Source organism: Pseudomonas donghuensis (genome assembly GCF_000259195.1).
In the GTDB taxonomy this organism is placed as follows: Bacteria; Pseudomonadota; Gammaproteobacteria; order Pseudomonadales; family Pseudomonadaceae; genus Aquipseudomonas; species Aquipseudomonas donghuensis.
This window is the reverse complement of sequence record NZ_JH650759.1, coordinates 101,118-122,013: the sequence shown is the minus strand read 5'-3', so window position 1 is coordinate 122,013 and position 20,896 is coordinate 101,118. Positions and strand designations below refer to the sequence as shown.

The 20,896-nt window shown below is 62.8% G+C and carries 20 protein-coding genes; 6 read left to right on the top strand and 14 right to left on the bottom strand.

The features are described 5' to 3' along the window. Nucleotides 1-7: 7 nt before the first annotated feature. A complete protein-coding gene (locus tag UW3_RS0106965; protein ID WP_010221587.1) occupies nucleotides 8-619 on the bottom strand; it encodes a trimeric intracellular cation channel family protein in 612 nt (203 codons plus the stop codon). A 100-nt stretch (nucleotides 620-719) separates the two neighbouring features. Next, the gene (gene orn / locus UW3_RS0106960; protein ID WP_010221586.1) at nucleotides 720-1,262 is read right to left on the bottom strand and encodes an oligoribonuclease; all 543 of its coding nucleotides are present in this window, start codon (nucleotides 1,260-1,262) and stop codon (nucleotides 720-722) included. Between the two features lie 91 nt (nucleotides 1,263-1,353). On the opposite strand from orn, the gene rsgA reads away from it, so the two are divergent. Both rsgA and UW3_RS0106950 read left to right on the top strand, forming a co-directional pair. Next, a complete protein-coding gene (gene rsgA, locus UW3_RS0106955; RefSeq protein WP_010221585.1) occupies nucleotides 1,354-2,385 on the top strand; it encodes a small ribosomal subunit biogenesis GTPase RsgA in 1,032 nt (343 codons plus the stop codon). Between the two features lie 257 nt (nucleotides 2,386-2,642). Beyond that, nucleotides 2,643-3,125 carry a TIR domain-containing protein gene (locus UW3_RS0106950; RefSeq protein WP_010221584.1) on the top strand — a complete coding sequence of 161 codons (483 nt, stop codon included), beginning with the start codon at nucleotides 2,643-2,645 and terminating at the stop codon, nucleotides 3,123-3,125. A 62-nt stretch (nucleotides 3,126-3,187) separates the two neighbouring features. Here the strand turns inward: UW3_RS0106950 and motB are convergent, their stop codons facing one another. Further along, a complete protein-coding gene (gene motB, locus UW3_RS0106945) occupies nucleotides 3,188-4,210 on the bottom strand; it encodes a flagellar motor protein MotB (protein ID WP_010221583.1) in 1,023 nt (340 codons plus the stop codon). A 3-nt stretch (nucleotides 4,211-4,213) separates the two neighbouring features. After that, nucleotides 4,214-5,065, bottom strand: a complete 852-nt coding sequence (gene motA, locus UW3_RS0106940) for a flagellar motor stator protein MotA (RefSeq protein WP_010221582.1) — start codon at nucleotides 5,063-5,065, stop codon at nucleotides 4,214-4,216. A 131-nt stretch (nucleotides 5,066-5,196) separates the two neighbouring features. Here motA and UW3_RS0106935 point away from each other — a divergent pair, with 131 nt between their 5' ends. Genes UW3_RS0106935 through asd form a run of 3 tightly spaced genes read left to right on the top strand, consistent with a single transcriptional unit; the run spans nucleotide 5,197 to nucleotide 8,462 of the window. Further along, on the top strand, nucleotides 5,197-6,732 hold the full coding sequence (locus UW3_RS0106935) for an HDOD domain-containing protein (protein WP_010221581.1): 1,536 nt from the start codon (nucleotides 5,197-5,199) through the stop codon (nucleotides 6,730-6,732). Between the two features lie 47 nt (nucleotides 6,733-6,779). Further along, nucleotides 6,780-7,589: a rhodanese-like domain-containing protein gene (locus UW3_RS0106930; protein ID WP_010221580.1), complete on the top strand. Its 810-nt coding sequence runs from the start codon at nucleotides 6,780-6,782 to the stop codon at nucleotides 7,587-7,589. A gap of 9 nt (nucleotides 7,590-7,598) precedes the next feature. Next, on the top strand, nucleotides 7,599-8,462 hold the full coding sequence (asd, locus tag UW3_RS0106925) for an archaetidylserine decarboxylase (RefSeq protein WP_010221579.1): 864 nt from the start codon (nucleotides 7,599-7,601) through the stop codon (nucleotides 8,460-8,462). 111 nt (nucleotides 8,463-8,573) lie between these two features. Here asd and serB read toward each other — a convergent pair whose 3' ends face one another. Then, entirely contained in the window at nucleotides 8,574-9,788 is a 1,215-nt protein-coding gene (serB, locus tag UW3_RS0106920) for a phosphoserine phosphatase SerB (RefSeq protein WP_010221578.1), read from the bottom strand. A 135-nt stretch (nucleotides 9,789-9,923) separates the two neighbouring features. Between serB and UW3_RS0106915 the strand changes: the two genes are divergently transcribed. Then, a complete protein-coding gene (locus UW3_RS0106915) occupies nucleotides 9,924-11,426 on the top strand; it encodes a HAMP domain-containing protein (protein WP_010221577.1) in 1,503 nt (500 codons plus the stop codon). Between the two features lie 205 nt (nucleotides 11,427-11,631). Here the strand turns inward: UW3_RS0106915 and UW3_RS0106910 are convergent, their stop codons facing one another. The 9 genes from UW3_RS0106910 to UW3_RS0106870 all read right to left on the bottom strand — a co-directional run bounded on the left by UW3_RS0106910 (nucleotide 11,632) and on the right by UW3_RS0106870 (nucleotide 20,896). Continuing rightward, nucleotides 11,632-12,336 (bottom strand): PqiC family protein, encoded by a 705-nt coding sequence (locus UW3_RS0106910; protein ID WP_026001219.1) that lies wholly within the window; start codon nucleotides 12,334-12,336, stop codon nucleotides 11,632-11,634. A gap of 177 nt (nucleotides 12,337-12,513) precedes the next feature. Then, the gene (gene parC / locus UW3_RS0106905; protein WP_010221575.1) at nucleotides 12,514-14,772 is read right to left on the bottom strand and encodes a DNA topoisomerase IV subunit A; all 2,259 of its coding nucleotides are present in this window, start codon (nucleotides 14,770-14,772) and stop codon (nucleotides 12,514-12,516) included. Between the two features lie 10 nt (nucleotides 14,773-14,782). Next, complete coding sequence (locus UW3_RS0106900) at nucleotides 14,783-15,301, bottom strand: retropepsin-like aspartic protease family protein (RefSeq protein ID WP_010221574.1); 519 nt, start codon at nucleotides 15,299-15,301, stop codon at nucleotides 14,783-14,785. Further along, nucleotides 15,298-16,284, bottom strand: a complete 987-nt coding sequence (locus UW3_RS0106895) for an esterase-like activity of phytase family protein (RefSeq protein ID WP_010221573.1) — start codon at nucleotides 16,282-16,284, stop codon at nucleotides 15,298-15,300. The genes UW3_RS0106900 and UW3_RS0106895 overlap by 4 nt, the downstream gene beginning before the upstream one ends. Beyond that, nucleotides 16,281-18,185, bottom strand: a complete 1,905-nt coding sequence (parE, locus tag UW3_RS0106890; RefSeq protein WP_010221572.1) for a DNA topoisomerase IV subunit B — start codon at nucleotides 18,183-18,185, stop codon at nucleotides 16,281-16,283. Before parE ends, UW3_RS0106895 begins: the two co-directional genes overlap by 4 nt. 36 nt (nucleotides 18,186-18,221) lie before the next feature. Continuing rightward, the gene (locus UW3_RS0106885; RefSeq protein WP_010221571.1) at nucleotides 18,222-18,830 is read right to left on the bottom strand and encodes a YqiA/YcfP family alpha/beta fold hydrolase; all 609 of its coding nucleotides are present in this window, start codon (nucleotides 18,828-18,830) and stop codon (nucleotides 18,222-18,224) included. Nucleotides 18,831-18,932: 102 nt separating this feature from the next. Continuing rightward, nucleotides 18,933-19,748, bottom strand: a complete 816-nt coding sequence (gene cpdA, locus UW3_RS0106880) for a 3',5'-cyclic-AMP phosphodiesterase (protein WP_010221570.1) — start codon at nucleotides 19,746-19,748, stop codon at nucleotides 18,933-18,935. 84 nt (nucleotides 19,749-19,832) lie between these two features. Beyond that, nucleotides 19,833-20,285, bottom strand: a complete 453-nt coding sequence (locus tag UW3_RS0106875; RefSeq protein WP_010221569.1) for a DUF1249 domain-containing protein — start codon at nucleotides 20,283-20,285, stop codon at nucleotides 19,833-19,835. Further along, nucleotides 20,276-20,896, bottom strand: coding sequence for an NUDIX domain-containing protein (locus tag UW3_RS0106870; RefSeq protein WP_010221568.1), 621 nt, complete (start codon nucleotides 20,894-20,896; stop codon nucleotides 20,276-20,278). The genes UW3_RS0106875 and UW3_RS0106870 overlap by 10 nt, the downstream gene beginning before the upstream one ends.

Here is a 20,896-nt window from a genome sequence, read left to right as displayed (position 1 = left end):
TAAGCCTTCAATGCTCGTCGTTGTAATGAAACTTGGGCATTTCCCAATGAAACCGAATCGCCAGCAGCCGTAGCAGGAAACCGCCAAACAAGGTCAGCAGAATCGCCTGCTCACCCGGCACATTGAAGTACACGCACCCCAGATAGAACCAGGCCGCCGCGAACGACACACTGGCATACAGCTCTCGGCGGAAGATCAGCGGAATATCGTTACAAAAGATATCCCGAAGAATGCCGCCAAACACCCCGGTGATCACCCCGCTGATCGACGCCACCAGCATGCCCTGGCCCATTTCCAGCGCCGTCATGCAGCCGATCAGGGTGAAGGCCACCAGCCCCAGGGCATCGAGCACCAGGAACAGCGAGCGCAGGTGGCGCATCAGCGGTGCAATGAAGATGGTCATCAGCGCCGCGAAACTGGTCAACACCAGGTATTCCGGGTGCTTGACCCAGGTCAGCGGGTAATGCCCCAGCAGTACGTCGCGCACCGAGCCACCACCCAGCGCGGTGATGCAGGCGATCAGCACCACACCGAACCAGTCCATACCGCGACGGCCGGCCGACAGCGCGCCAGTCATGGCTTCAGCGGTGATAGCAACGAGGTAGAGCATCAACAACATGGCGCAGATCCGAGCAATGGGGCGCGCAGTCTAACCAGTTGCCACAGGCACCAAAAGGGGGCGCCGCACGGATTGTCTGTACAAGCCGACGGCGCTGCGATCAGAACTTGATGAAGTGCTCGCGATAGTGGCGCAATTCGTTGATCGACTCGCGGATATCGTCCAGCGCCAGGTGGGTACCGCCCTTCTTGAAGCTGTCGCGCACCTCAGGGGCCCAGCGTGCCGCCAGCTCCTTGAGGGTCGAGACGTCGAGGTTGCGGTAGTGGAAGTAGTTTTCCAGGTTGCGCATGTGGCGATAGAGGAACCGGCGATCCTGGCAGATGCTGTTGCCACAGATCGGGGATTTGCCTTTGGGTACCCAGTGCTCCAGGAAAGCGATGGTCTGGGCCTCGGCTTCGGCCATGCTGACCGTGCTGTCCTTGACCCGCTGAGTCAGGCCGGAGGCGCCATGGGTGCGGGTGTTCCACTCATCCATGCGCGCCAGCACTGCATCACTGTGGTGAATGGCGATCACCGGGCCTTCGGCCAGGGTGTTGAGGTCGCTGTCGGTGACGATGGTGGCCATTTCGATAATGACGTCTTGATCCGGATCCAGACCGGTCATTTCCAGGTCGATCCAGATCAGGTTCTGTGGGTTCTGCATGATTCTGCTCCTCGGTAGGTGCGCAGTTTAGCCTAGTGGAGCGTGCTAAACTCCCCGCCGTTAAATATTGCCTCCCGAACACGGAACCTTCATGGCCAAACGCCAGCTCAATCGACGCCAGAACTGGCGCATCGAAAAAATCCAGGGTGAACGCGCTGCCCGCGCCGCCAAACGCGAACAACAGACCCTGAAGGAGCTCGAAGGCGGCGACCTCGGCCCGGAACAACTGGGCCTGGTTATCGCCCACTTTGGCGTGCAGGTCGAAGTCGAAGCCCAGGACGGCGACGTTGCCGGCCAGGTGTTCCGTTGCCACTTGCGCGCCAACCTGCCAGCGCTGGTCACCGGCGACAAGGTCGTGTGGCGGGCTGGCAACCAGGGCATCGGCGTGATCGTGGCACAGATGCCACGCCACACCGAGCTGTGCCGCCCGGACAGCCGCGGCCAGCTCAAGCCGGTGGCGGCCAACGTCGACCTGATCGTGATCGTCTTCGCCCCGGCACCGGAACCCCATGCCAACCTGATCGACCGTTACCTGGTGGCGGCTGAACATGCCGGCATCCGGCCGTTGCTGCTGCTGAACAAGGCCGACCTGATCGACGAACAGAACGCGCCGGCGCTCAATGCGTTGCTGGCGGTGTACCGACAGCTGAGCTATCCCGTGCTGGAAGTGTCGGCCCATCAGGGCAATGGCATGGAGCAGCTGCAGGCGCAACTCGACGGCCACATCAGTGTGTTCGTCGGCCAGTCCGGGGTTGGCAAGTCATCGCTGGTCAACAGCCTGCTGCCCGATGTGCAGACCCGCGTCGGCGACCTGTCGGAATGGTCCGGCCAGGGCACCCACACCACCACCACCGCCCGCCTCTATCACTTCCCTGGCGGTGGCGAACTGATCGACTCCCCGGGTATCCGTGAATTCGGCCTGGGCCATGTCAGCCGCGCCGATGTCGAAGCCGGCTTCATCGAATTCACCGACCTGCTCGGCACCTGCCGCTTTCGCGACTGCAAGCACGATCGCGAACCCGGTTGCGCGTTGCTCAAGGCCCTCGAAGATGGCCGCGTGCAACAGCAGCGAATGAACAGCTACCGTTCGATCATCGCCAGCCTGCCGCAAGACAGCTACTGAGTACCCGAGGCTCGGAAACGGGCCTCAAACGGCTACAAAGTAGGACCTATATGTAGGGATTTTTACCCAAACAAGCAGGAAGCATCTTGTTTGTTGGTCGTACCTTGCTGTCCGAAAGACTTTCGCTGATTGTCACCTTTCAAGATTCGCCGCCATGAAGCGAATCGCCCCATGCCCTGCGTATGAAAGGAATCAACCATGACAATTCAGCCGTTACGCATCGATGCCACGCCCTCCAGCCTGGGAGGGCACCACTGATGCCAGTCTTTATCAGTTATCGCCACAGCCAACGCCTGGACGCCTTCATCATCAATGAACGGCTCAAGCTCGAAGGCATCAGTACCCAACTGGACCTGTTCGACAACGAGGCGCAGCAGACCACCGACGATATCAGCGGCATTATCCGGCGCAACATCAGCCAATGTACCCATCTGATCGCCGTGCTTGCCCCCGAGACCGCCGACGCCTGGTGGGTGCCCTTCCAACTGGGGGCGGCTACCCTGGTCAATCGCCGGGTTGCCTTCTACCAATGCGGCGAGGCCACCTTACCGGCCTATCTGGAGAAGTGGCCAACCATGTACAACCGCGAGCACATTGACCTGTACGTTCGCGCCTACCATGACGAGCAGACCTTCAAGCGTTCGATCGACAGTGAAGCCTGCGAGGCCAATGCCACCAACCGCTCCAACGCCGATTTCTTCCATGCCGACCTCAAGGCCAAGATCCGCCGCGGCTTCTAGTCCGTAGCGTAAAAAAACGCCCGTGGGCATCGCTGCGCACGGGCGTTTTTCTACAAACAGTATTACTGCTTGTTTTCGTCCATCTTCAACACGCCGTCCTCGAAGATGTTCAGCTTCTGCCGCAACTCCCGTGGCTGCATCGGCTCGGGCTCGGCCGCCGGGGCCTGCACTTGCGGGGCAGCCGGTACCGGCGCTGCAGCACCGGGTTGCGCGGCATCAGGGGCAGCAGGCTGGGTCTGCTCGCCCTCGATGGTACGCTGGGCCTTCTTGGTCAGGACAATGATATCGATACGGCGGTTGACCGGGTTGAGCGGGTTCTGCCGGTCGAACAACGACGACGAGGCGTAACCCACTACCCGTGCCACCTGGGTATCCGGATAGCCACCGGCGACCAGCGCACGACGGGCCGCGTTGGCACGGTTGGCCGACAGCTCCCAGTTACCGAAGTCACCGGTACCGGCGTACGGCTTGGCATCGGTATGGCCGCTGATGCTGATCTTGTTCGGCACCGCCTTGATGGTGTCGGCCATGGCCAGCAGGATGTCTTCGAAGTACGGTTGCAAACGCGCGCTACCCAGGTCGAACATCGGCCGGTTCTCGGCGTCCATGATCTGGATGCGCAGGCCGTCCTGAGTGATTTCGAAGAGGATCTGGTCCTTGAACTTCTGCAGTTGCGGGTTTTCTTCGACCTTGTTCTGCAGCTCCTGCAGCAGCAGTTCCAGGCGTTCGCGCTCAACCTGCTCGGCCATGCTCTCAACCTTGTCCTGGTCCAGTTGCAAGCTGGTGTCAGGGGTCGGCTCGGATTTCACTTCCGGGTTGATGGTCTTTTCCGGAGCGAGCTGGGGCGAACCACCGAGATCGATGATGTAGGGCGTACCGCTCTCGGAAAAACCGATCGGGTCTTTGAAGTAGCCGGCAATGGCAATCTTCTGCTCAGGCGTGGCCGTCGACAGCAGCCACAGCACCAGGAAGAACGCCATCATCGCCGTAGCGAAGTCGGCGAAGGCGATCTTCCAGGCGCCACCGTGGTGGCCGTCGCCAAAGCGCTTGATGCGCTTGACGATAATGGGCTGATTGTTCTCCATGGCTTAGCGACCGCGAACTGCTTGTTCCAGCTCGGCGAAGCTCGGGCGATGGGCCGGGAACAGCACCTTGCGCCCGAATTCCACGGCCAGCGATGGCGGCATGCCCGAGGCCGAAGCCACCAGCGAGGCCTTGATCGCCTCGTAGATGTTGAGCTCTTCCTTGGCGTCATGGCGCAAGGATGTGGCCAACGGGCCGAAGAAACCGTAGGCGGCGAGAATACCGAAGAAGGTACCCACCAGCGCCGCACCCACGTGCAGGCCGATGGACTTCTGGTCGCCATCGCCCAGCGAGGCCATGGTCACCACGATACCCAGAACCGCAGCGACGATACCGAAACCTGGCATGCCGTCGGCGATGCCGGTCACGGCATGGGACGGGTGCTCGAGTTCTTCCTTCATGCTCAGCAGTTCCATGTCGAACAGGCCCTCGAGCTCGTGCGGGGCCATGTTGCCAGTGGACATGATGCGCAGGTAATCACAGATGAACGCCGTCATGCGCTCATCCCCCAGGACTGCCGGGTACTTGGCGAAAATCGGGCTGGCAGCGGCGTCTTCGATATCGGCTTCGATCGCCATCATGCCTTCGCGACGGGATTTGTTGAGAATCTCGTAGACCAGGCCCAGCACCTCGATATAGAAAGTGTGGGTAAAACGCGTGCCAAACATCTTCAGCGACTTCTTGATTACATGCATGGTCATGTAACCAGGGTTGGCCTGAAGAAATGCACCAAAGGCAGCGCCACCGATGATCAGCACTTCGAAAGGCTGAATCAGGGCCGCAATCTTGCCGTGGGAAAGAACATATCCGCCGAGCACACTCGCGAATACGACGATGATGCCGATAATTTTAGCCATAGATAGGAAGCACTTACTGTCGTGGTCAGGGTCGTGAGCGGAAGTTAAAAAAACTCTTCTTCTACTTATCGGCAGAAGTGCGCCAGACTATAGTCAGTCAAGGCGAAAAGCCAGTTCGGCCTACCTCCAGCATGCCTATTGAAACCATCGTGCCAAGTCAAACACCAAAAACACTCGATGCCTGGGTCAAGCTCCTCGATAGCGTGCGCCTACCGGTGCCGCTGGCCAGTTTCGAGCGGGTAAAAGCCGCCATCGGCGACAGCCGCCGCTCATTGCGCGATATCGCCGAACTGATGCAGGACAGCCCGGCCCTGGTGCTCAGCGTGATGCGCGAGGCAAATCACCACAGCAGTACGGCCATGAGCGAGCCGGCCGAGAGCCTGGAAATCGCCCTCAACCGCCTGGGGCTTGCGCGTACCACAGAGCTGCTGGAACGCCTGCCGGCCGTGCCCGAGAGCGAGATTGCGCCCACCCTGCGCCAGTTGCAGATGGTCAGCCAGCACGCCAGCCAGCAGGCCAACGGCCTGTTCGCCAGCCGCCTGGCGCGTCTGTGGCAAGAAATCCACTGGGGTAGCCTGCTGTTCCTGGCGCCGCTGTGGCCGCTGGCGCTGACGCACCCCAAGCTCCTCGATGAATGGGAGCTGCGCGTGGTGCACAAAGGCGAGTCGGCCTCCCGAGTGGAAGAAGAGCTGTTTGGCGTACGGGTCATGAGCCTGTGCAAGGCCCTGGCCGAACACTGGCGCCTGCCGGACTGGGTAACCCGCGGTTACCATTTACTGCAGGAAGAACGCCGCCTGCTGGCCGAGGCGATCCTCATCGCCCGCGATCAGGACAGCCTGCACCAGCAACAACGCCTCGACGATCAGCCAAGCTTGCGCCGCTGGTTCAATCAGCCGGCCAATACCGTGCTACTGGCCAACGGCCTGGCCCTGGCCTCGCAGGCGGGCTGGACCAATGCACATGTGCAGCGCTGGCAACTGCTCACCAGCCTTTACCTGCAAACGCCGTTGGACGATGTGCAACAACTGGTGCACCAACAGGCGGCGATCAGTGCCCGTCATCACGCCTGCCCCGGCCTGTTCCACCCGGCCGAGGCGCTGCTCTGGCCCTGGCAGCAACAACACCTGCACCAGGGCCAGATCGCCCCGCCAACGCCCTCGGCCCAGGCCCTGGGCACCTGGCGCAAGCTCTGCGGCGAGTTGCTCGCCGAGCCGAGCCCGTTCAGCAACGCCATCCACCTCACTACCCTGGCGCGCGATGCCCTGGTCGCCTGCGGCATGCAACGGCTGATGCTGTTGATGACCGACAAGACCGTGAGCCAGTTGCGGGTTCACCAGACTGCCGGCATTCCCGGTGAAGCTGCCAACCTGGTGCTGCCTATCGAGCAAAGCAAACTGTTGCAGCGTTTGCTGAGCAAGTCGGCGCAACTGCGCCTGACCCCGGACAACCACGCCCAGTTCTCGGCCCTGCTGCCGGCCAGCCTGCGTGCGCTGTTTCGCAGCGAACATGTGTTGCTGCGCTCGCTATCGAGCAATGGCCGGGTGGTGATGCTGCTGGTCGCCGACCAGGGCGGCAAGCCATTGGCCGACGTCAGCGTGCAAGCCTTCGGCAAAACCGCGCAATGCATCGAGCGGGCCCTGACCGCCTTCAGCAACCGCAGCGCCTGAGCCATGCGCTACAATCGCCCCCCTCTGTTCTGCTCTGGAGACTCTGGATGACTGACTTTTCTGGCTTGCCCCTGGTAATCGAGCCGGCTGATCTGCAAGCCCGGCTGGATGCGCCAGAGTTGATCCTGGTCGACCTGACCAGCCCCAACCGCTATGCCAGCGGGCATGTTCCCGGTGCGCGCTTCGTCGACCCGAAGCGCACGCAGCTGGGCCAGCCTCCCGCGCCAGGCCTGTTGCCGGCCAAGGCTGACCTGGAAAAACTGTTTGCCGAACTCGGCCATAACGCCAACGCGGTCTACGTCGTATATGACGAGGAAGGCGGCGGTTGGGCCGGGCGCTTCATCTGGCTGCTCGACGTCATCGGGCACAAGCGCTACCACTACCTCAACGGTGGCATCCAGGCCTGGCCGGCCAACAACCTTGCCACTGATGTGCCGCTCAACATCACCGGCACGGTCAGCCTGACCCTGCACGAAGAGCCAACGGCAACCCGCGAGTACCTGCAAAGCCGCCTCGGTGCCACCGACCTGGTGATCTGGGACGCGCGCAGCCCAGCCGAGTACCGTGGCGAGAAAGTCCTCGCGGCCAAGGGCGGGCATATCCCCGGCGCGGTCAATTTCGAATGGACCGCCGGCATGGACATGAACGATCACCTGCGTATCCGCAAGGACATGCCCGAAATCCTCGCGCAGCTGGGCATCAGCAAAGACAAGGAAGTGGTCACCCACTGCCAGACTCATCACCGTTCCGGCTTTACCTACCTGGTGGCCAAGCATCTGGGCTACCCTCGGGTCAAAGCCTACGCCGGATCCTGGGGCGAATGGGGCAACCACCCCGACACCCCTGTCGAAGTTTAAGGAAACCTAATGAAATCCCGCTTGTTCATCATCAGTCAGTACCTGCTGCCTCATCACCTGCTTTCGCGCCTGGCCGGCTGCATCGCCGAATGCCGCGTGCGCTGGTTCAAGAACGCCTTCACCAGCTGGTTCGCCAAGCGCTACCAGGTGGACATGTCCCAGGCCCTGGTCGAAGACGTCACCGCCTACGAGCACTTCAACGCCTTCTTTACCCGCGCCCTCAAGCCAGGTGCGCGTCCGCTGGATGAAACCCCGGGGGCGATCCTCTGCCCGGCCGACGGTGCCGTCAGCCAGCTCGGCCCGATCGAGCATGGGCGTATCTTCCAGGCCAAGGGCCACAGTTTCAGCGCCCTGGAGCTGCTGGGTGGCGATCCGGCCAACGCCGCGCCGTTCATGGGTGGCCAGTTCGCCACCATCTACCTGTCGCCCAAGGACTACCACCGCGTGCACATGCCGCTGGCCGGCACCCTGCGCGAGATGATCTACGTACCGGGCCGGTTGTTCTCGGTCAACCAGACCACTGCCGAAAACGTTCCGGAACTGTTCGCCCGCAACGAGCGCGTCGTCTGCCTGTTCGACACCGAACGCGGGCCGATGGCCGTGGTACTGGTGGGTGCGATGATCGTCGCCTCGATCGAAACCGTCTGGGCCGGCCTGGTGACGCCACCCAAGCGTGAACTGAAAACCGTGCGCTACGACGAAGCCAGCCGTGCGCCGATCCACCTGGAGAAAGGCGCCGAGCTGGGCCGTTTCAAGCTGGGTTCGACAGCCGTGGTACTGTTCGGGCCAGAGCAAGTGAAATGGGCCGAAGAGCTCGGCGCAGGCTCTGCGGTAAGCATGGGCCAGCGCCTGGCACTGCCGGAGCAAGCCTGAAAATAAAAAAGCCCGCAGCGATGCGGGCTTTTTTGTACCTGGCTTTCGGATCCTGCGCAAAACCCTGTGGGAGCTGGCTTGCCAGCGATGGGCCGCACAGCGCCCCCGCCATCACGCGCGACCGTCGCGATCCCGGAAACCCAACAGGTACAGCACACCATCCAGGCCCAGGGTCGAGATCGCCTGCTTGGCCGATTGTTTGACCAACGGCTTGGCGCGGAAGGCCACGCCCAGGCCGGCAATCGCCAGCATCGGCAGATCGTTGGCGCCGTCACCGACCGCAATGGTCTGCTCCATCTGCAGGCCTTCCTTGCGCGCCAGCTCGCCAAGCAGGTCGGCCTTGCGCTGGGCATCGACGATCGGCTCGACAGCCACGCCGGTCACCTTGCCATCGACCACTTCCAGCTCGTTGGCGAACACATAATCGATGCCCAGCTTGGCTTGCAGCTGCTTGGCGAAGTAGGTGAAGCCGCCAGAGAGAATGGCGGTCTTGTAGCCCAGGCGCTTGAGTTCGGCAAACAGCGTCTCGGCGCCTTCGGTCAGGCGTAGCGAAGCACCGATCTGGTCCAGCACGCCAACGTCCAGGCCCTTGAGCAGCGCCAGGCGCTCCTTGAAGCTGGCACGGAAATCCAGTTCGCCGCGCATGGCCCGCTCGGTGATTTCTGCAACCTGCTCGCCTACACCCGCCGCCTTGGCCAGTTCGTCGATCACTTCGGCTTCGATCAGCGTCGAGTCCATGTCGAACACCGCCAGGCGGCGGTTGCGACGGAACAGCGAATCCTGCTGGAAGGCGATGTCAACGTTCAGCTCCTGGGCGACGCTGAGGAACTCGGCGCGCAGGGCCTGTGGATCAGCCGGTTCGCCACGTACCGAGAACTCGATGCAGCCCTTGCCCTGCTCAACCGGAGTGTCCAGCGCCACACGACCGGACAGGCGATCGATATGGTCGATGTTCAACCCGTACTTGGCGGTGATCGAGCTGACGCGCTGCAACTGCTCGGCAGTCACCTTGCGGGTCAGCAGGGTGACGATATGCCGGGCCTTGCCCTGGCCTTCGACCCAGTTCTGGTAGTCGGCTTCGGAAACCGGAGTAAAACGCACCTGCTGGTCGAGTTCGTAGCCCGCAAACAGGATGTTCTTGAGCACCGATGAAGCCTTCTCGGTATCCGGAATTTCCACCAGGATGCCAAAGGACAGGGTGTCGTGAATCACCGCCTGACCGATGTCGAGGATGTTCACCCCACCCTGGGCCAGGACGCCGGTGATGGCCGCAGTAAGACCCGGGCGGTCCTCACCAGTGATGTTAATCAGAACGATTTCGCGCAAGACGGGCTCCGACTCGTTGAAAAAAAGCGCATTCTACCGATTTTCGCTGACCATCGGGCGCAGTCGATACTTTGCCCGCCCCTGAGCCCTCGCTATACTGCGCAGCAACTTCTCCGACATAAAGAGCCGCGCTCTGTGAACCGGCCCACGCCCGTTAAGACCGACAACTTCTTCCTGCTGATCTTCCACGCCCTGCGCCAACGCCGAATACCGCTGGCGCTGCGTATCGCCTGCCATAACGTGTTCCTGGTGGCACTGGCGCTGGTGATCTACGCCTGCGTGATGGGCCTGCAGTTCAAGGAAGCCATGCATGAGCAGGCCGATGCCCTGGGGCAGAGCCTGACCACCCAAACCGCGACCTCGGCCACCGAGCTGCTGGTGTCCAACGACATCCTCAGCCTCAATGTGCTGCTCGGCAATCTGGTGAAGAACCCGTTGGTGGCCCATGCGGCGATCTACAGCGTCGACAACCGGATCCTTGCAGAAGCCGGCCAGCGCCCGAAAAACGGCCTGCTGGGCGAGGCCGAGGGCCTGTACCAGACCAAGATCACCTTCCAGGACGTGACCGCCGGGCAACTGCGCATCAGCCTGGACATGAGCCAGTTCCAGCAGCCGCTGACCATCAGCCTGCAGAGCATGGGCATTCTTGCCGGCATCCTGCTGGCCCTGGCACTGGCCATGAGCCTGCGCCTGGGTCGCTACATCTCCACCCCGCTGCTGCAATTGCGGGTCTGGCTGCGCGACATCAACGAGTTCACCCCGGCCATCGAGCGCCAGGATGAAATCGGCGACCTGGCGCGCCAGCTGCACACCCGCCTGGCACCGCCGCCACGGGAAGTCGAGCCGGAAGAAGAAGCCGAAGAATCCTTCGACGAGGATGAGCCGGAATTCGAAGTGCGCAACCTGCGCGACCCAAGCTTCGACGAGCAACCTGCCGTGGCCAGGGCCGCCAAACCGGTAAAACCTGCGGCAGATGACGACAGCGATGATGCCTTCGCCGACCTGCTCGACGAAGACCACAGCCCCGCCCCTGTTCCGGCTGCCCCGATCAACCGTGAGCCACAGGCCAGCGCCGTTCTGGCGGTGCAACTGGGCTCCCAGGAACAACTGCGACGGCTGCCGCGCACGCGCCTTACCGAACTGCTTGAGCGCTACCGCGACTGCCTCGACCAGGCTGCCTCGCTGTATGAAAGCGAAGTGCACACCCTTAACGACGGCAGCACCCTGCTGTTGTTCCACAGCCAGGACAGTGGCGAGGACTACCTCACCAACGCCATCTGCTGTGGCGAGCTGCTGCGTGCCCTGGGCCATGCCCTGCAGATCGAAGTGGCCGACAGCGGCATCACCCTGCAATTGCAGTTGGGCCTGGCCCTGGGTGAAGACCTGCACGGCCTGAGCCAGATCGACCTGTTGCTGACTGAAAAGGCCCAGGATGCCCTGGCCCTGTCGCAGCACAGCCGCAACCTGCTACTGGTCGAGCGCAAGATCAGCGACGACGCCCTGGTGCGCCAGCGCGCCCGCATCCGCCCGATCGCCAGCCCCGAGGGTGCCTGCTGCGTCGAGCGCTTGATGGAGCCGTACCCGTCGATGCTGGAACGGCAATTGGCGCGGATGCATGAGCGCCGGGTCAAGAGCTGAGCCCCTGCTAGACCTAAAAGCCCGCAGTGATGCGGGCTTTTTTGTTGCTGACCTGTGGGAGCTGGCTTGCCAGCGATGAGGACAGACCGGTGCTGACTGACTTACGACCGCTTCACGGCCGATCGCTGGCAAGCCAGCGCCCATAGACAGGATGAGCGCCCACAAAAAAGCCCGCATCGCTGCGGGCTTTTTGTAGGCACTCGACTCAGAAGCGGAACACTTCCAGATCAGTACGAATCGGTGTCGCCAACGGAATTTTCGGCTTCTCCGGCTCTTTGCGCACCTGAACCGGTGCCGCCTTTTTCGGTTGTTCTTCAACCACCACAGGCTGATTGGCCAGCGGCTTCAAGGCAATACTCAACTGTTCGGCAAGCTTTTGCAGCAACTGGCCCTGGGCCTGGACCTGAGCAGCCGAGCTACCCTGGTGCTGTTGCTCCAGGTGCACGATGCGGTTGTCACGGACCTGGCCACGGCGATCCAGCAGGCGCCACTGGGCGTCGAGGATCGCTGGCTGGTTGGTACCGGAGTCCAGGCGGGTAATCGACAGTAGAACCTGTACATCCGGGGTGAAACCGGTGCTGGCCGGGGCCAGGACCACCCGCTGGCTGTCCAGACGCCAGGCCAGTTGACGGACCAGCAACTGGTCGATATCGGCCGACAGGCTACCGGCCCAACGGCCATCGGTGGCTGCGGTCAGGCTGCCATCGGCCTGGCGCTGCAGCAGGGTCTCGCGTTGCAGGTAGTCGGCAACCGATACAGGGCCGAGCACCACTGCCATGCCAGCGCTTTGCTTGGGTTGGCCAGGCTCACCGCTGTCGAGCTGATACAGGGATACCGGTTGGTGCATGCTGCAACCGGCCAATCCGAGCACGCCACACAGCAGAACCAACGGAAGGCGCAGAAATTTCATCATCCCATCCAGGCGGTCGCCACAAGGCAAACCGCAGTGATACTCATATAGATTCGTTCGGGTACACAGCCACGCTGGTACCGCAAGGGGCCTATCATCCGCGAAATAGCGGCTCGACTCCAGTGTTTCAACCCCGAACGGGCAGGAAAATACCCGTTCAGGCTGTCTAACCCAGACTTACCCGGGGATTTCGACCAACAGTGCGTCAACCCGCTGGAAGCCACGGGGCAGCTTGTTGCCCCGGCGCCCGCGTTCGCCCTTGTAATGTTCAAGGTCGTCGGCCTTGAGTGACAGGGTACGCTTGCCGGCCTGCAATACAAGGGTCGCGCCGTCAGGAAGGACGGCCAGATCTGTGACAAATTCTTCACGTGAGGCTACCCGATCACCCGGGATGCCAATGATTTTATTGCCCTTGCCCTTACCCAGCTGTGGCAGGTCGCTGACCTTGAAGATCAATAGCCGACCTTCGGTGGTCACCGCCGCAAGCCAGTTGTGCTCGCGATCGGCCACCGGCCGCGGCGCGATGACCTTGGCGCCGTTTGGCAGGCTGAGCAGCGCTTTACCGGCCTTGTTCTTGGCCTGCAGGTCTTCGCCCTTGACCACGAAGCCGTAGCCGGCGTCGGAGGCGATCACATACAGGGCGTCATCTTCAGGCAACAGCACGCAATCGAAGCTCGCCCCCGGCGGCGGCGTCAGGCGCCCGGTCAGCGGTTCGCCCTGGCCACGGGCCGACGGCAAGGTATGAGCGGCCAGCGAGTAGCTGCGCCCGGTGGAGTCGATCAGTACGGCAAACTGGTTCGAGCGCCCGGCAGCGGCGACCTTGAAGCCATCGCCGGCCTTGTAGGACAGCCCCGTGGCATCGATGTCGTGGCCCTTGGCGCAACGTACCCAGCCCTTCTCCGAGAGCACCACGGTGACCGGCTCGGTCGGCATCAGTTCGTTTTCCGACAGGGCCTTGGCTTCGGCCCGCTCGACGATGGGCGAGCGGCGGTTGTCGCCATAGGTTTCGGCGTCCTTGATCAGCTCGGCACGCACCAGCTTGCGCAGCTTGGTTTCGCTGCCCAGCAGGGCGATCAGCTTGGCTTGCTCCTTGGCCAGCTCGTCCTGCTCGTTGCGGATCTTCATCTCTTCCAGGCGCGCCAACTGCCGCAGGCGGGTCTCGAGGATGTACTCGGCCTGGGTTTCGGTGAGGTCGAAACGGGCAATCAGCGCAGCTTTTGGCTGGTCCTCGGTACGGATGATATGGATCACTTCATCCAGGTTGAGGAAAGCCACCAGCAGGCCTTCGAGCAGGTGCAGGCGGCGTTCGACCTTGTCCAGGCGGAACTTCAGGCGGCGGCGCACCGTCTGCACGCGAAATTCCAGCCATTCAACCAGCAGCGCACGCAGGTTTTTCAACTGCGGGCGGCCGTCCAGGCCGATGATGTTGACGTTGACCCGGTAGCTGGACTCAAGGTCGGTAGTGGCGAACAGGTGCTGCATCAGTTCGTCGAGGTCGACCCGGTTGGAACGGGCGATGATGACAATGCGGCACGGGTTCTCGTGGTCCGACTCGTCGCGCAGGTCGGCGACCATCGGTAGCTTCTTGGCCTGCATCTGCGCGGCGATCTGCTCCAGCACCTTGGCCCCGGAAACCTGGTGCGGCAGCGCGGTGACGACGATGTCGCCGTCTTCGATGCGGTACACCGCACGCATGCGCACCGAACCACGGCCGCTTTCGTAGATTTTCAGCAGCTCGGCGCGCGGGGTGATGATCTCGGCTTCGGTCGGATAGTCCGGGCCCTGGATGTGCTCGCAGAGCTGCTCGACCGTGGCCTTGGGCTCATCGAGCAGACGTACGCAGGCCGAGGCGACTTCGCGCAGGTTGTGCGGCGGCACGTCGGTGGCCATGCCCACGGCGATACCGGTGGTGCCGTTGAGCAGGATATTCGGCAGGCGCGCCGGCAGCACCGCAGGCTCGTCGAGGGTGCCGTCGAAGTTCGGCACCCAGTCGGCCGTGCCCTGGCCCAGCTCGCTGAGCAGCACTTCGGAGTAGCGCGACAGGCGTGCTTCGGTGTAACGCATGGCGGCGAAGGATTTCGGATCGTCCGGCGCACCCCAGTTGCCCTGGCCATCGACCAGGGTGTAGCGGTAGCTGAACGGCTGCGCCATCAGCACCATGGCCTCATAGCAGGCCGAGTCGCCATGGGGGTGGAACTTGCCGAGCACGTCACCGACGGTACGCGCCGACTTCTTGTGCTTGGAGTCGGCGTCCAGGCCCAGTTCGCTCATGGCATAGACGATGCGCCGTTGCACCGGCTTCAGGCCGTCGCCGATATGCGGCAAGGCACGGTCCATGATCACGTACATGGAGTAGTTGAGGTAGGCCTGTTCGGTGAAGTCAGCCAGTGACCGGCGCTCTACGCCATCGAGGCTGAGATCAAGGGAGTCGCTCATGCGGGCCTCATCATTTCAGGTTCTGGCGCAGCAGCAAGGTGCCACCACGCTGGGTAAATTCGAGTTGTTTCAGGGCACTCATGCCCAGTAATACCTGTTCGCCATCCAGCCCCGGCACCACCAGCGCGCGGACATTGCGCAGGAGGATATCGCCCAGTTGCAACTGCTCCAGGCGTGTGCGATAGCCCTGGGTACGGCCGTTGGCGGTACTCAACATCACCGGCGCACCGTGTTCCAGGCCGAGCTTGCTGGCCAGGGCTTCGGGAATCGCCACGTCAGTGGCCCCGGTGTCGAGCAGAAAATGTACTGTCTGGCCGTTGATCCGGCCATCGGCGACGAAATGCCCCTGGCCATTGCCGGCCAGTTGCACTTCGATGTAACCCTCGCCATGTTGCGAGGTGACCACGGCATTGGGGTTGGCCTGGCGCTGTTCCCACTCGCCGAAAAAGCGCGTAGCCAGGAACAATCCGGCCGCCCAGGCCAGAATCAGCAATACCCGGCCAGCCCGCTTGCCCGGCGGCTGGCTCACGACTTGGCACTCCAGCCACCGGCCGGCGCGGCAAAGCGCCAGACGATCGGTCGCGATTCGCCGTCCTGGCGGGTCGCACCGTTGTTGTCCAGGCCGATCCAGGCGCCCGTGTCATCGATCACCAGCGCCTCGGCCAGGCCGAAAGGCTGCGAGTAATGCCGATGCTCGGCCAGCGCATCGGCGGCAAACGACCAGCAGCGTTCGACCTTGGCAGTCTGCGCGTCCCGCCGGCAGATGCGGTAGGCATTGCGTTCCAGGGTAAAGAGCTTGTCGTTGTACAGTGCCAGGTCGGCAAAGTCCCGCGACACCGGGCGCGGCTTGGTCATCTGCGATGGCTGCATCTCGACCCCGGCTTCGCTGAGCAGCACGCAGCCGTCGCCACAGTTCCAGGTGGTCTGCAAGCGGTTGATCAACAACAGGCCGCGGCGCTCGCGCTCGGCCGCCAGCCAGATGCGGTCACCGGCCGGGCTCACCGCCAGGCCTTCGAACAGCGCATTGAAATGCAGCAACATGCCACTGGCCCGCGCCTGACGGACCATGCTCGGGTCGATCTTCAACCAGTTAGGTGCACCCTCTACCGGCACTTGCAGCACTGCCGCATGGGCTTCGCTGACCAGGTAGTGGTTGCCGGCGCCGTCGCAGCTCAGGCCTTCGAAATCCAGCTCACCGCCGCGCACCTGCGAAGCAGCCCAGGTGCGCGAACGCAAGCCCCAGGGCAGACCGCTTTCCGGTACCGGCGGTACGTCCATGTGCAGCGCTTGCGCTTGCCAGACCGTTGCCGAGGTGTCCAGGCGGTAGAGCAGCTCGTCGTCGCGGTCCGAAACCGCCCACAATCCGCCACGGCATGCACTCAGGCCGGACAGGTTGCCACCGCGCATGCCCTCGACCGGGTGCTCGGCAACCAGCTTGAGCTCGGGCCAGGGCGCCGCCTGTGAAGACAGGGCGAACAGCGCCAGCAGCGCAGCCAGGGCCCGAGCTATCAAGCCAGGACCTCGGCCAGGTTGCCTTTGGATTCCAGCCAGCTCTTGCGATCGCCAGCGCGCTTTTTGGCCAGCAGCATGTCCATGATCTCGCGGGTGCCGTCCAGATCGTCCAGGGTCAGCTGGACCAGGCGCCGGGTGTTCGGGTCCATGGTGGTTTCGCGCAGCTGCGGCGGGTTCATCTCGCCCAGCCCCTTGAATCGGGTGACCTGCGGCTTGCCGCGCTTCTTCTCGGCCACCAGGCGGTCGAGGATGCCATCGCGTTCGGCTTCGTCCAGGGCGTAGTAGATCTCCTTGCCCAGGTCGATGCGGTACAGCGGCGGCATGGCCACATACACGTGGCCAGCTTCGACCAGCGGGCGGAAATGCTGGACAAACAGGGCGCAGAGCAAAGTGGCAATGTGCAGGCCGTCGGAGTCGGCGTCGGCGAGGATGCAGATCTTGCCGTAGCGCAACTGGCTCATGTCCGCAGCGCCCGGGTCGACACCGATGGCCACGGCGATGTTGTGCACTTCCTGGCTGGCGAGTACTTCGCCGCCATCGACTTCCCAGGTGTTGAGGATCTTGCCGCGCAGCGGCAGGATGGCCTGGAACTCTTTGTCACGCGCCTGCTTGGCCGAACCGCCCGCCGAATCACCCTCGACCAGGAACAGCTCGGCGCGCATCGGGTCCTGCCCGGCGCAGTCAGCCAACTTGCCGGGCAGTGCCGGGCCCTGGGTGATGCGCTTGCGCTCGACCTTCTTGCTCGCCTTGAGGCGCCGGCCGGCGTTGTTGATGGCAAGCTCGGCCAGTTGCATGCCCAGCTCGGGGTGAGCGTTGAGCCACAGGCTGAAGGCATCCTTGACCACGCCGGAGACGAACGCGGCCGCCTCGCGGGAGGACAGGCGCTCCTTGGTCTGCCCGGAGAACTGCGGCTCCTGCATCTTCATCGAGAGCACGAAGCTGATGCGCTCCCAGACGTCTTCCGGCGCCAGCTTGACCCCGCGCGGCAGCAAGTTGCGGAACTCGCAGAACTCGCGCATGGCATCGAGCAGGCCCTGGCGCAGGCCATTGACGTGGGTACCGCCCTGGGCGGTGGGGATCAGGTTGACGTAGCTTTCCTGAACGCTGTCGCCGCCTTCGGGCAGCCACAGCAGCGCCCAGTCGACCGCTTCCTTGTTACCGGCCAGGCTGCCGCAAAACGGCTCGTCGGGCAGGCGCAGGAAGTCGCTGACCGAATCGACCAGGTAGGAACGCAGGCCGTCTTCGTAATGCCACTCAACCTTCTCGCCGCTGGCCTTGTCTTCGAAACTGACCAGCAGCCCCGGGCACAATACCGCCTTGGCCTTGAGCACGTGCTTGAGGCGGCTGATGGAGAATTTCGGCGAATCGAAATACTTCGGGTCCGGAGCGAAGTACACGCAGGTTCCGGTGTTGCGCTTGCCAACGGTGCCGACCACTTCCAACTCGGTGGCCTTGTAGCCATCGGCGAAGGTCATCTGATACTCGTTGCCATCACGCTTGACCTTGACCCGCACCTGGCTGGACAAGGCGTTGACCACCGAAATACCAACCCCGTGCAGACCGCCGGAGAACTGGTAGTTCTTGTTGGAGAACTTGCCGCCGGCGTGCAGCTTGGTGAGGATCAGCTCGACCCCGGAGACGCCTTCTTCAGGGTGGATGTCCACCGGCATGCCGCGACCGTCGTCGGACACTTCCAGGGAATGGTCGGCGTGGAGGATCACCTGCACCGACTTGGCGTGCCCGGCCAGGGCTTCGTCGACACTGTTGTCGATCACTTCCTGGGCAAGGTGGTTCGGCCGGCTGGTATCGGTGTACATGCCCGGGCGCTTGCGCACCGGGTCAAGGCCGGAGAGGACTTCGATGGCGTCTGCGTTATAGGCACTAGCGCTGGGAATGGCCATGGGTTCTCGTCGTCAGTCGTGGGTGAAAATAGGTTATCAAAATACAGAAAAATCGAGCGCTTGATACTGCTGCGGGGCAATACCGGCAAAGCTCAGCAGGGCTGGCAGGCGTTCGCTAAAGCCCTGGAAGCTGTGATCGCCACCGGCCTGGATGCGCAGCGCGCAAGCGCGGTAGAACTGCTCGGCCTGGCGGTAGTCCAGGGTTTCATCGGCGGTTTGCAGCCACACTTGAAAGCGACCGGCATCCACCGGTGCTGGCACTTCCAGTTCGGCCAACGCCTGCACGTGGTCCAGGGTCAGCTCCCAGGTTTCGCCGGTGTAGAGGTTCTGCTGGGGCCCCAGGTAGCCATCGAACAGCCGGTGCGGGTTGACCGCCGGGTTGATCAGCAAGGCCTTGAGCCCATGGCGCTCGGCCAGATGGGTGGCATAGTAGCCGCCGAGCGAGCTGCCGACCAGTAATGGCGATTCAAGCTCGGCAATGGCGGCGTCCAGCTGGGCAATGGCCTGGCGCGGGTGATGATGCAGCGCCGGGACGCGCAGGCGCTCGCTCAGCCCCAGTTGTGCCATGACTGCTACCAGTTGGCAGGCCTTTTTCGACGACGGCGCGCTGTTGAACCCGTGAATATAGAGAATCGAACCCGACATGCCGCCCCCGATGCGCCTTGAATGCCTGGATCGCCAGGCAGGAAAGCGCGCATTTTAGCCTGTTCGGCGGCAGAAGGAGCGGTTTCAGTGTTTTGGCAACACTTAATAGCCGTCGCCTGCGTAATCGACGGTGAATTCGAAGTCGGTCACCCGCGATACGCCGGTGTCGATCGAGCCATCCGCCTGCAGGCGCAGCCAGCGATAGCCCGGAGCCTGCTCGCCGACTTTGAAGTCTTCGCTCCCCGGCTCGAACTGGATGCAGGTCGACGGTGAGGCCAATAGCCGCACACCGTCGCGCACCTGGTCCCATTCCTGATGAATGTGTCCCCAGAGCAAGGCGCGCACCTGTGGATAACCTTTCAGTACGGCAAACAGCGTATCGGCATTGCGCAAGCCGATCGGTGCCATCCAGGCGCAATCGATAGGCACCGGCTGGTGATGAAAGCAGATCAGGTGATGGCGCTCGGGCGCTTCGCTCAACGCTTGCTCGAGCACGTTGAGCTGGCCGTCATCGAGCAACCCCGGCACCGAGCCGGGCACTGCCGAGTTGAGCAGCAGGATTCGCCAGTTACCGATATCCACCACGGGATCGAGCAGTTCGGTGCCCTGCGCCGCCTGCTCCATCGGCAACGGCTCGTCATGATTACCGGCAAGCCAGCGTGCCGGGGCCTTGAGGCTGGCGGTCAGGTCACGAAAACTGGCGTAGGACGCCAGCGAGCCGTCCTGGGACAGGTCGCCGGTGGCCAGCACCAGGTCGATCCGCGGCTGCTCGGCGCGCACCCGTTCGATCACGCGCTGCAGGCTGTCGCGGGTGTTCATGCCCAGCAGCGTGCCTTGCGGGTCGGCAAACAGGTGGCTATCGGTCAGTTGCACCAGGTGCACTGGCGCGTCGCGAAGTGGGATCGATGATTGCGGCAATGGCCGACTCCTTGAACGGATTCAGCGCGATTATGGCGGCTGGCGGGCTTTGAGCAAATACTCGAAAACGACCGCCGTCACATTTCAGCGAACGACGGCCAACTCATGGCCACAGGCCAGGCAATAGCTCAGCCATTCACCGAGGAAGAGGTTGAGCTGGGCCTTTTCATCCGGCTGGTGCATGGCCGCATTCGGGTACGGGTAGATGCTGCGAAAGCGCCGGGCATGCTCGGCGCTGACCACTTCGGCCATGCGCGCGTCGTGGTAGACCTGCACTTCCAGCTGCGGCACCGGCAGCCAGGGCAGGCTGTGCTCCTGGCGCACGCGCAAGGTGGTGGTGTAAGGGCAAGCGAGCACGACATCGAGGACCAGTACGCCAAGCATCTGGTCCCCTTGGGTCATGCCGATCCGGCGCGAGCTCTGGGTGCTGCGCATGTCGGGCAGCAGGCGCATCAAGCGCGCATAGTTGGCCTCGCAGGCAGCCTGCAACCCGACCAGATCGACCCGGTAGCGCTCGCGCAGCAGATTCACGACCATAGCCCCCTGACTTCAGCGCGGTTCAAGGCCAGCCATTGCAAGGCAATGATGGTTGCCGCGTTGGCAATTTTGCCATCGCGCACGGCCTGCAGCGCATCCTCGAACGCCCAGACCCTGACGCGAATATCCTCGCCCTCTTCTTCCAGGCCATGCAGGCCACCGGCCCCATCGCTGCTGCAGCGACCCAGAAACAGATGCACAAATTCATCGCTGCCGCCCGGTGACGGGAAATACCGGGTCATCGGCCACAGCGTACTGAACACAAGTCCAGCTTCCTCCTCGGCTTCGCGGTGTGCAACTTCTTCCGGTTGTTCGTCCTTGTCGATCAGACCGGCGACCAGCTCGATCAACCAGGGGTTGTCGACCTTGCCGATGGCACCGACGCGAAACTGCTCGATCAGCACCACTTCATCGCGCTGGGCGTCGTAGGGCAGCACGCACACCGCATCGTGACGCACGAAAAGTTCGCGGCTGATTTCGCGCCCCATGCCACCGGCATACAGCTCGTGGCTAAGGCGAAGTTTGTCCAGGCGGTAGAAGCCCTTGTAGCAAATGGCCCGGTCGATGATCTCGACCTTGCTGGGCGTTGCGTTGTTGAACGTGTCTGGCAT